We start from the raw sequence: 9,176 nt of genomic DNA, 5'->3' as shown, positions 1-9,176 counted from the left end.
GGGCTCGGGGATGTAGGGGCGGTCGAGGTAGGGCCGCGGCGTGATCGTTGGGTCGAGCGAGCGCCAGACGACCTCGGTGGGTGGTGTCACCGTGGCGCGCTTGCGCGCTGGCTTGGGACGGGACGTGGATCGACGCATGGCAAAGCCCTCCTTGACGAGCAGGCCCCGTCGCCGGGTGGCGACGGGATGTCGGGAGGTTAGAAACCGCTAACAGTCGGCGGGCGTATTTCCCCGAAGGGTGTTGTATTAGCCGCCCTCCCGACGCAGGCATCGCGTCGGTTGCACCCACAAGAAACTGCAGGCACAAAAAACCCACCGGTTTGACGGAGGTGGGTACCGCTGTTAGGGGAGTTTCTACGCTCCTTACCAAGGAGACTGCTACGCGCTGCGTGCCATGTCAACCGGTTTATGCTGGGGCTCTGGATAGCGTTGATAGAAGATCTGCGCGTTGGCGCTTCACTCGGCAAAGTCAGAGCGGGGCATTGGTCAAGAGCGAGTTAGTCGATGCACATCCGCCACACTCCGATAAAGGATCTACCAGCTGCACAACCGATGGTCTTAGATTTTGTCCAAGGTTCAGTAGCTGCTTCGTGGGTGCCGGATGGCTGATGATAGGTCTTTGGTTTGCAGTCACTGCGACTCAGGCCGTACCGCAATCACATGTCAGATTTCCCCTACCCCCCTTAGCAGCATTCTTTTGTTTGCGGTGACAGAGAGCAGCGGGGCGCTGTGGATGGTCGGGGTGTGATAGAAATTTTAATTTCACTGTGCCAAAGTCCTTAAAAGTCTCCTTAAATTTTCACGAAGCTTATGACGCAGCAGGTCCCCTGGCATCGCAAACTTTGGCGTCGGTCCACGCTGATGCTCATGTCCCCAAAAAGCTGCCTTCCGGCAGGTCGTTCGCTCCCAACTCTAAACGCGCAGGACACCGAGGTGGCATGAACGTGTATTTCAAAATCAAGATTGTCGGATGTCTTTTCCTAGTCCTTTTGACGGGGTGTAACCCAATGAATGCTGCGTCTGAGAAGTACGACAAAAACGGCGAGACCACGGCCGACGGAGACCCGGTTTATCGGAAAAATCAACATCCGACGGAAGCTTACAAGCTCACCATGACGATCGAGGATGCGCCGGGTCCGTTTGAGTGGATATCGGGTACCGCCTTTTATCAAATGACGAACCATGAGCAATGCACGCCGATAGAGCCTATTGCGGGTGTTTGGAATAAGTCAAAAGAAGATGGGATACCCATCAATTTTAAAGAAATAGATCCGACGACATACGTGGCGACCATCTATGCAGATGGCATGGTCGATGCGGATTATTACGGAAAGGGTGTGTGTAATTTTGAACTCAATGGTGTTGGCATCTCTCTGAAGGCGACCGGTAAAAAAGAGGAGACGCGTTTCCAGCCGGCGCTCTTTAAAGCGCAAATATACGATTCAGTACCTGTTAAATTTTATTTTTGGAAAGGAGGCTATCCGCGAAGCCGGATGGATAACTATCCCGACACTGGCGAATATAGTGTGGATAAATATGCTGATTCAAATCGCGGAAGTTTATTTCAGATAACGCTAAAATCTGAGAAGGTGTCCAAATGAGCCTGACCGAACAGCAAAATGCCTTTCTCGCAAATGATGTGTATGCGCGACCTGGCGAGACTGGGTCCGACAGTAAGCCAGTCAATATGGGTGGCGTCTCTTTCAGGCGTCTGGAATACATGGATCGTCCGTCCGGCTATCAGGGCATCATCTACGAAGAAATAGAAACAGGCGAAATTATCGTCGCCCATCGCGGTACCGAGTTTGATCGTCAACCGAAGCAAGATGGTGCTTATGCTGACGGCGGCATGGTTGCAGCACGTTACAATCGTCAGATCGATGATGCGATCGAATTGACTCAGACTGCATTGGAGTACGCAGAACAAAAGCACCTCAAGACCGGCCAACCTGCTCCCGATGTCACCGTCACCGGTCATTCTCTGGGCGGCAACCTCGCCCAGGTCACTGCCCACCACTTCGGCCTCAAGGGAGAGACCTTTAACGCCTATGGTGCGGTCAGCCTGGACCGGCGCATCCCGGAAGGTGGCAACGACGTGATCAATCACGTGATGGCAGGCGATGCCGTGAGTGCTGCAAGTAAGCACTATGGGCAGGTGAAGGTATACGCCGCGTCGCATGAGATCACTGCGTTGGATAGGGCTGGTTACGCCAACGACAGCAGTCTTTTGGATGCACGCAATCCGATAGTCGCAAAAGACTTGGGAGAGTCGCATCGGATCCACAACTTCCTTCCGTTGGACGCCAACGGCAAACCGGACCGTTCTGTGTTGGAAGACCCTCAAACGCAGCTGTTGGCCCGGCAACATGCGCCGATGATTGATAAGTATCGCGGGGATGTCGAGACGTTGAGGATGGGCGTGACCTTCAATGCGAGGGTCATCCAAGGGATGAGCCTGGCGGATGGCATCGATCACTTGCGCGATCCGCTTCCCCCAGGTGCTGGACGCACGGAAATGGCTACGACACGGTGGCAGGAGGTGCAGCAGCGCATGCAAAGCGAGGACGCGCCAGCGTATGTGCCACCGGGCTGGAAGATGCCAATTGGTGAGTCGTTGGAGCGCTGCGTTGCGCCTGCCCCTGCGATGGTCTCAAACGACCCTCTGTATCGATCGATTCACAGCAAGCTACCAGAGGGCACCTCTGATGAGGTTGCAATGCACGCCACCGTCGAAGCCAAGCGCGCGGGCATCCTTCGTGACGATCAGCTGCAGAGCGTGACCCTACACCAAGGAAGCATTTTTATTCTAGGCCAGACGCCGGGCTTCCGGGCCAAGGTGGATCTGTCTGAGGCCGTGCCTCCACTGCAGGAAAGCGTCCGCCAGTCTCAAGCCTTGGATGCGCAGCGGTCGCAGCAGGAGACGGTTGAGCAAACACCTACACGGTCGATGTAAAAGCCGAGCCGCGAAGTGGCTTCGGCTTGAATGAATTGTTAGACCGCATCCTGGCTGTGCTCGAACTGCAATACAAGCGAGCCACCCATCGGGACGGATTGCCACTGTGTGGTTAGCTCAAGAATCCTCTTGCGAACAGCCTCAATGTCGCCGGCCTGTACTTCCAAAGGCTCACATTGAAGGGCATTGCAAGTGACTTGATACAAGTCGATCATATCCAGGGGCATGCTGCTCCAGCCTGACCAGCCATCAGCTTGAAATACCTCTACAAGCCGCTCGACCCCATCGCTCTCCGATTGAGACTCCATCTGGAAGGAGGCAGCCTCGCCGTCCAAAACGCGGCCGACAAATCCTCGCTTATGAAGTGTGCTCTCGACAGCGTAGTGAACCATGTCATGGGGAATGATCCCTTGCTTTGGGCAGTCAATGCTTTCGGCAAGCAGTCCATCCCGAATCACATCCATCCTGTCGTGCTTTCCGAATCCTTTGACGAACACTAGTTGCATGATACGCGCCCCCAACGCCTGAATTAAACCGACTGGCGAAGCCCAGTTCTGCTTGAATGAATTGTCAGGTGTCAACCTACGGCACAAATCCGGCAGGAAGCAACCTGATCTCCGTGGCCATGCAAATACCGTTGCCGCCGGACAGCGGTCGCACTCCCAAGATGGTGCCGTGAGGCGCAAGCTCTGCTTGGACAATGACCACAGGTTGCTCGGAGCCATCTTCAAGTGACTGGATTGCACAGCAAGGCAGCGCCATTGGGGCGGCGGCGGAATCACCCGGTACGTAGAAGACTGCGGAGCCAGCAGCGACGTCGGCCTCCGTAGCCGGACGGCCGACAACACAGGGCGTGTTGTGCCACTCTCTTCCTGCAATTAAAGCCCAAAGATTGGCCATATCTGGTGTGGCGCCTAACGCTAGAAATAAGCCGCGTGCCGTAGGCACGTCGGCTTGATTGACTGGTTAGGCCAGGATGGCCCAACGAAGGTAGCCAGGCGGACTAAGGTGCCGACGACCGTGTTGTCTGGTGCTGCGTCCGATGCGGGGCTTGCCACGTTGACCGTCCGATGAGGTGACCTGCTAAGTGTCAGGCGACGATGCGGTGGATGCAAGCGGAACGCCAGCGTCAAGCTGATGCCAGCCGCCTAACGCCTAAATTAAGCCGACTGGCGAAGCCTGTACGGCGTGATTAAATTGTTAGGCCCCAGCTTAGTCGCCTGCACTGAGGTTGACTGTGTAGAACTCGTAGAACGGCGATTCGGGTGGGGCTGGATACTTGCGCCCCACCATCTGTTTGGAGAAGCAGTCCAGGGCCGGGGACTGCGGATTAGGAAGGTAGTCCGTTACAACGCCAGTGCTGCTGATAGCAGCTACAGCTTGGAAGCTGGTAATGCCAGCGGCCTTAGCCTGCGGACTACAAGCTGCAACAATGTCTGGCCAGAAACTATTATGGGCAGGAAGCATCCGTTGCTCCCATGCTACGCCACGAAAAGTCGACGTCAGCCGATGCGCTTCGGAGGCGAGCTGTTGCCAACGATCTTGCGCCAGTGCTTGCTGGCTAGAGCAAGCAGCAATGAAGAGTGTGGCGATCGTTACAAGCTTGCGCATAGTTTCCTCTGGGGAATTGTTAGGAACGTCTGTCGAAATACAAGACGACATAATAGTGCTTCTCACCATCCACCTCGCGGCGCATATAGCTTGAGAACACGGAGGCCCCCTTGGGCTGGGAAAATGGCGCCATTTGTGTCTTGCCCGGACCCTCTACCATCTCCAGAGCTTTGGCCTCAAACGAAGTCGCAGCCATCTCGCTTGTAGCAGGCGAAACGTTGTCTGGCGTTTCAATAGGCCCGAAGAGCTTGGTCATGTTGCCATGAAGCGCGAGCCACTCCTTAGCCCCTGCCTTAGGATCTTGCCCCTCATACAGATAAATGCCGATTCGGTGAAGCTGCTTGTCGGCGAAGAAGAACTGAAAATTCTGCTCCTTGCCATCAAAGACACCTTTGTACGTTTCAAAGTCGCCATTACTGAAGGATCTGTAGGGCCCGCACTCGGTAATGCCAGCGACCTCCTCCTGAGACATACCGAATTTCCACGGCAATGAGTCGCAGCCGGCAAAGGCCTGCCCAGCGATTGACCAACAAAAGCACGCTAACAGGCCGCGATATCGCATGGTGGACGCACCTAACGCCTGAGTTAAGCCGACCCGCGAAGCGGGTTCGGCTTGAATGAATTGTTAGACGGGACCTTGCGGTGGCCGCGCTTCGAGTGCTCTGTTGAGTGTCTCGAGGTGACGCTCATTGGATGGTACAAGTGAAAAAGTCTCTGGCCCAACCTGCACCTCTTGTAGATAGCCAACGCCGATAATCTCTGGCTTCTCAGGCCATTCACCTGCATGGGTAGCAAAATCAAGGAACTGAATCCTCCCGCCGTAACCGTAGAGGAGAGTGGTGACACCATCCGGAAGCCCCGCAATCTCAAGATTGAGATCCCCAATTATGAATGTTCCTGGCTCGAGAAGCGGCGACGAGTCGGGCACAGAGAAGTTGATGTAAGCCCAGACACCAGTATGCTCACGGGAAGCTACAACTGCCGCCTCGGCTTGCAGCCGAAGCAACGAAAGTCTTTGATCGTCTCCGGCTAAACAGGCGTCTAGAACTCGCTTCTCAAATGCTATGAGAGTGCTCATGTGCCGCCTAACGCCTGAATTAAGCAGACCCGCGAAGCGGGTTCGGCTTGAATGAATTGTTAGGCATTGGCCCGAGTGAGGCGGCCACTGCCCGCAAAGACCACCTCAAGGCCCTGGCGAAGCGCCGCGAACTCTTCGGGTAGCAGCTCAAACGTAATGACAAGCTCGGAGAGGCCGCCGAGAGACTCTGTAGCCTGAGAGTCGAAGCGGATGCGGGCTGCAGTTGTGCCAAGCTCGAATTCCTCAATGCCTTCATAGCAAGAGTGTTCCTGTCCGCACCACTCAACATGAAAGGTGTCGTGGCCAAGCGCGCGATCCTGGTCGTCTGGGGCCAGCGACCGTTGCAAGAGCAAATAGCGGGAAGGATCCAAGGGGTCATCAGAAAATCCGACAAAGAACAGTCCCTCCTCTGGGTCATGACCTGACACAACTCTTGCATCAAATGCGAAAGAAGCCATTTCCAATGCCTAACGCCTGAATTAAGCCGCACCGTGAAGCGGTGTCGGCTTGAATGAATTGTTAGCCATCACTGCGAATTTCGCTGAGGCGTGCATCTTGGAGCCATATTGCGTCCAAAAGGTCGAACAGTACGGGGCTAGCGGTGTGCCAACGATCTCGTCCCGTGTGAGCGGGAACGAGGCTACTTGGTTGGACTGCCCGGCTGGCCTAGTGCGCGAATCTATGACCATAAAAGAATTTTCGGAGGAGCGGTATGCGAACGAAGCTATGGATCGGTCGTTTGGCGTTGCCTCGTCTCCCCACTTGCCAAAGATGAGATCGAAGTTTGCATCGTGCTCTTTGGCTGATTGAGTCCAATGGATCAAGTAGGCAGCCACAGTCTTGTCCGAGTCCTCGATCCAGCCCGACACGCCACGAGTCGTCCTGCCGCAGCATTCACAGATAGTTGGATCAAAAGCCTTTTCTGGAACTACGGTCAGCACAGATGTGTCTCGTGATGGCTAACGCCTGAGTTAAGCCGACCCGCGAAGCGGGTTCGGCTTGAATGAATTGTTAGGCCTCACTCAGTGCTCCGCAGTGCGCGAGCCTTCAATGCTCGCCTTTGGTGCAGTGGTGCGCCGGAGGAAGTCCTGCAGCATGGCTTCTCGACATTCCGCGAGTGACCCGTTGTCACGTTGTGCATACATGCGGGAGGCATGCTCGAAGAGATCGGCGAGGAGCTCTCCAAAGTCTTCGGCGGTACCGTCCACATCGCTACTAATGATGACGTGGAGTTGGCCGTGGGCTGCCCACAGGCGCATGAGCTCAAAGGCCTCGGGATCCGTCAAAGCGTCTGGAGGAATATCGAGTTCGTCAGAATGCATGTCTGGGGCCTAACGCTGGAGTTAAGCGGCGGCGTAGCCGTCCGCCTTGAACGATTTGTTAGCCTGCATAAGTATAGCCAGCGGAGAGAGCAGACCACCGAAGCCAAGATGGGAATGGCTTGCCAGCAAGGAATGCTCGGAGAACATCGTTAACCTGTGTGGCAAGAAACCACTCATTTTTGGCAAGCTCCACGCTGCCGGCGCTGAAGGAAAGGACGGTGCCATCGGGGAAGGGAACGACAGTAGTTGCCTGAGCCCCACGATGATGACTCCCGGTGATATCGCGCCACTCAATGAAGAACAAACCAGGGCCGCCAGCAGCTTGAACGTAGGCGCCATCTGTGGAAGTAAGCGCGGCAAACGAAGACTTTGTAAGCGAAATCGCACGAGCTATCTGAGCCTCGCTGGGGGACTCAATGGGCTTGCAGTTCTCTCGGGTGAAGATCATGGCTGTCTTGCCGGCTAACACCTGAGTTAAGCCGACCCGCGAAGCGGGTTCGGCTTGAATGAATTGTTAGATGCCAACGCGGTCAAGCTGAAGTGTCTAGCGTTTGCGAACAAATGGAGTGCCATATCTCAGCATCCATTGGCATGACCCGGCCCCAGTCAATCTTGCCAGTAAATGCAGGATGCGGGGCGAACGCAAAGAACTGGTTCTGAGCGCGAGTGACACCCCGCTCCAAGAGCAATGCGATCCCCTCGGTAAGTAAGTTGTGCGCCTGCCACTCGCGCGAGTTCATGAGCTGAGAAAACTTATCGAAGGTGGGCGCCACGTGGTGTATGCCACCCTCAAGTACATCAAGTCTTTCGACTTGGCCGGATGGGCGCTCAAAGAAGCAGTCCCCGAACGCGGATGCCCCAACTGGACGCAAAGGCCCAGAAATGGTATTGGGCCATAAGCCCAAGAGGCGAGCGAAATCCAAGGCCGAAGCATCAGTGAAAATCTCTGGCCAGCTGAGTTGTGTCATTGGCATCTAATAACTATTCGAAGTCAAAAAGGTGCGTAACACCGGGGTGTAGTACGTAATCTCTGACCTCCACACCAAGTGCATTCCCATTGGTTTTACCGCGACATCCCGATCGTGGCGCGTGACCACGGTGCGTAAACATGTCGCATTCCCCTGCGGCGACTCATCGCAATGCGACCGTATCATTCCGACCGAACGGCTTCAATGTCTTCGTCAGCATCGGCCGCCAGGCAGCCGTCTTCGGCAGCGGCTAGCGGGCGACGGCCTGCCAGGCTGTTGGACCGCGTCCGCGCTCGGTTGCAGCGGCTGGGCCGTGCCAAGCGCACCGAGGATGCCTATGTTGGTTGGATTCGGCGCTTCATCCTGGCCAACGACAAACGCCATCCAGAGACGATGGGAGTGCGCGAAGTGGAGGCGTTCCTGACCATGCTGGCGGCGCGCGATGGCGTGGCGCCTTCCACGCAGAATCAGGCACTGGCCGCCTTGCTGTTTCTGTATCGCGAGGTGTTGGGACGCGATCTGCCATGGATGGACGAGATTCGGCGTGCCAAGCGGCCGCGGCGGTTGCCGACCGTCCTGAGTGAGGTGGAGGTCATGGCGGTGCTGGCGCAGATGGAGGGGCGTCACGCACTGATGGCGGCACTCCTCTACGGGACCGGCATGCGCTTGATGGAGTGCGTGCGCCTACGCATCAAGGATGTGGATGTTGCGCGCAACGAGATCGTGGTGCGCGATGGCAAGGGTGGGAAGGACCGCCGCACACTGCTGCCGCAGTCATTGCGCGATGCGCTGCAGCTCCAGTTGGACGAAGCCAAGCGCGTGCATGCGCGGGATCTGCAGGTGGGCGCAGGTGAGGTCTGGCTTCCGCACGCGCTGCTGCGCAAGTATCCCAATGCAGCGCGTGAGCCAGGATGGCAGTATCTGTTCCCGGCGCCGCGTCGTAGCGTGGATCCGCGCGGGGGTGCGGTTCGCCGCCATCATGTGGACGAGAAGGGTTTGCAGCGTGCGGTGAAGGCGGCCTGTCGGCAGGCAGGGCTGGACAAGCCGGCCAGCTGCCACACGCTGCGGCATTCTTTCGCAACCCATCTGCTCGAAGCTGGGTACGACATCCGCACCGTGCAGGAGCTGCTGGGTCACAAGGACGTGGCGACCACCCAGCTCTACACCCATGTGCTGGGGCGAGGCGCGTCGGCGGTGCGCAGCCCGCTCGATCGTCAGCCGCAGGCTTGGCGATAAGTGCTGCT

General features: G+C 56.6%; 9 protein-coding genes. 3 read left to right on the top strand and 6 right to left on the bottom strand.

Annotated features, from left to right (window positions below; genetic code table 11):
- Positions 1–938: 938 nt before the first annotated feature.
- Together EO139_RS03025 and EO139_RS03020 are read left to right on the top strand one after the other, a co-directional pair.
- Positions 939–1,601: a hypothetical protein gene (locus tag EO139_RS03025; protein WP_126969252.1), complete on the top strand. Its 663-nt coding sequence runs from the start codon at positions 939–941 to the stop codon at positions 1,599–1,601.
- Positions 1,598–2,953: a DUF6792 domain-containing protein gene (locus EO139_RS03020; protein WP_126969251.1), complete on the top strand. Its 1,356-nt coding sequence runs from the start codon at positions 1,598–1,600 to the stop codon at positions 2,951–2,953. Before EO139_RS03025 ends, EO139_RS03020 begins: the two co-directional genes overlap by 4 nt.
- Before the next feature lie 38 nt (positions 2,954–2,991).
- On the opposite strand, the gene EO139_RS03015 is transcribed toward EO139_RS03020, so the two are convergent.
- The 6 genes from EO139_RS03015 to EO139_RS02990 all read right to left on the bottom strand — a co-directional run bounded on the left by EO139_RS03015 (position 2,992) and on the right by EO139_RS02990 (position 6,964).
- The gene (locus EO139_RS03015; RefSeq protein WP_241235894.1) at positions 2,992–3,534 is read right to left on the bottom strand and encodes a hypothetical protein; all 543 of its coding nucleotides are present in this window, start codon (positions 3,532–3,534) and stop codon (positions 2,992–2,994) included.
- A 631-nt stretch (positions 3,535–4,165) separates the two neighbouring features.
- A complete protein-coding gene (locus tag EO139_RS03010; RefSeq protein WP_126969250.1) occupies positions 4,166–4,564 on the bottom strand; it encodes a hypothetical protein in 399 nt (132 codons plus the stop codon).
- 19 nt (positions 4,565–4,583) lie between these two features.
- Positions 4,584–5,036: a hypothetical protein gene (locus tag EO139_RS03005; RefSeq protein WP_126969249.1), complete on the bottom strand. Its 453-nt coding sequence runs from the start codon at positions 5,034–5,036 to the stop codon at positions 4,584–4,586.
- A 153-nt stretch (positions 5,037–5,189) separates the two neighbouring features.
- On the bottom strand, positions 5,190–5,642 hold the full coding sequence (locus tag EO139_RS03000; RefSeq protein WP_126969248.1) for a hypothetical protein: 453 nt from the start codon (positions 5,640–5,642) through the stop codon (positions 5,190–5,192).
- A gap of 59 nt (positions 5,643–5,701) precedes the next feature.
- On the bottom strand, positions 5,702–6,100 hold the full coding sequence (locus EO139_RS02995) for an Imm10 family immunity protein (protein ID WP_126969247.1): 399 nt from the start codon (positions 6,098–6,100) through the stop codon (positions 5,702–5,704).
- Between the two features lie 564 nt (positions 6,101–6,664).
- A complete protein-coding gene (locus EO139_RS02990; RefSeq protein WP_126969246.1) occupies positions 6,665–6,964 on the bottom strand; it encodes a DUF5076 domain-containing protein in 300 nt (99 codons plus the stop codon).
- A gap of 1,241 nt (positions 6,965–8,205) precedes the next feature.
- Between EO139_RS02990 and EO139_RS02985 the strand changes: the two genes are divergently transcribed.
- Positions 8,206–9,168, top strand: coding sequence for an integron integrase (locus EO139_RS02985; protein ID WP_241235898.1), 963 nt, complete (start codon positions 8,206–8,208; stop codon positions 9,166–9,168).
- Positions 9,169–9,176: the final 8 nt, after the last annotated feature.

Source organism: Xanthomonas sp. BRIP62411, from assembly GCF_003993525.1.
Classification (GTDB): domain Bacteria; phylum Pseudomonadota; class Gammaproteobacteria; order Xanthomonadales; family Xanthomonadaceae; genus Xanthomonas; species Xanthomonas euroxanthea.
This window is presented reverse-complemented; position numbering and strand designations above follow the sequence as displayed.

What these genes read in the sequence shown, in the direction of transcription:
- EO139_RS03025 (WP_126969252.1), top strand. Translation starts at nt 939, where the DNA reads ATGAACGTGTATTTCAAAATCAAGATTGTCGGATGTCTTTTCCTAGTC.
- EO139_RS03010 (WP_126969250.1), bottom strand. Translation starts at nt 4,564, where the DNA reads ATGCGCAAGCTTGTAACGATCGCCACACTCTTCATTGCTGCTTGCTCT.
- EO139_RS03000 (WP_126969248.1), bottom strand. Translation starts at nt 5,642, where the DNA reads ATGAGCACTCTCATAGCATTTGAGAAGCGAGTTCTAGACGCCTGTTTA.
- EO139_RS03005 (WP_126969249.1), bottom strand. Translation starts at nt 5,036, where the DNA reads ATGTCTCAGGAGGAGGTCGCTGGCATTACCGAGTGCGGGCCCTACAGA.
- EO139_RS02990 (WP_126969246.1), bottom strand. Translation starts at nt 6,964, where the DNA reads ATGCATTCTGACGAACTCGATATTCCTCCAGACGCTTTGACGGATCCC.
- EO139_RS03020 (WP_126969251.1), top strand. Translation starts at nt 1,598, where the DNA reads ATGAGCCTGACCGAACAGCAAAATGCCTTTCTCGCAAATGATGTGTAT.
- EO139_RS02995 (WP_126969247.1), bottom strand. Translation starts at nt 6,100, where the DNA reads ATGGCTTCTTTCGCATTTGATGCAAGAGTTGTGTCAGGTCATGACCCA.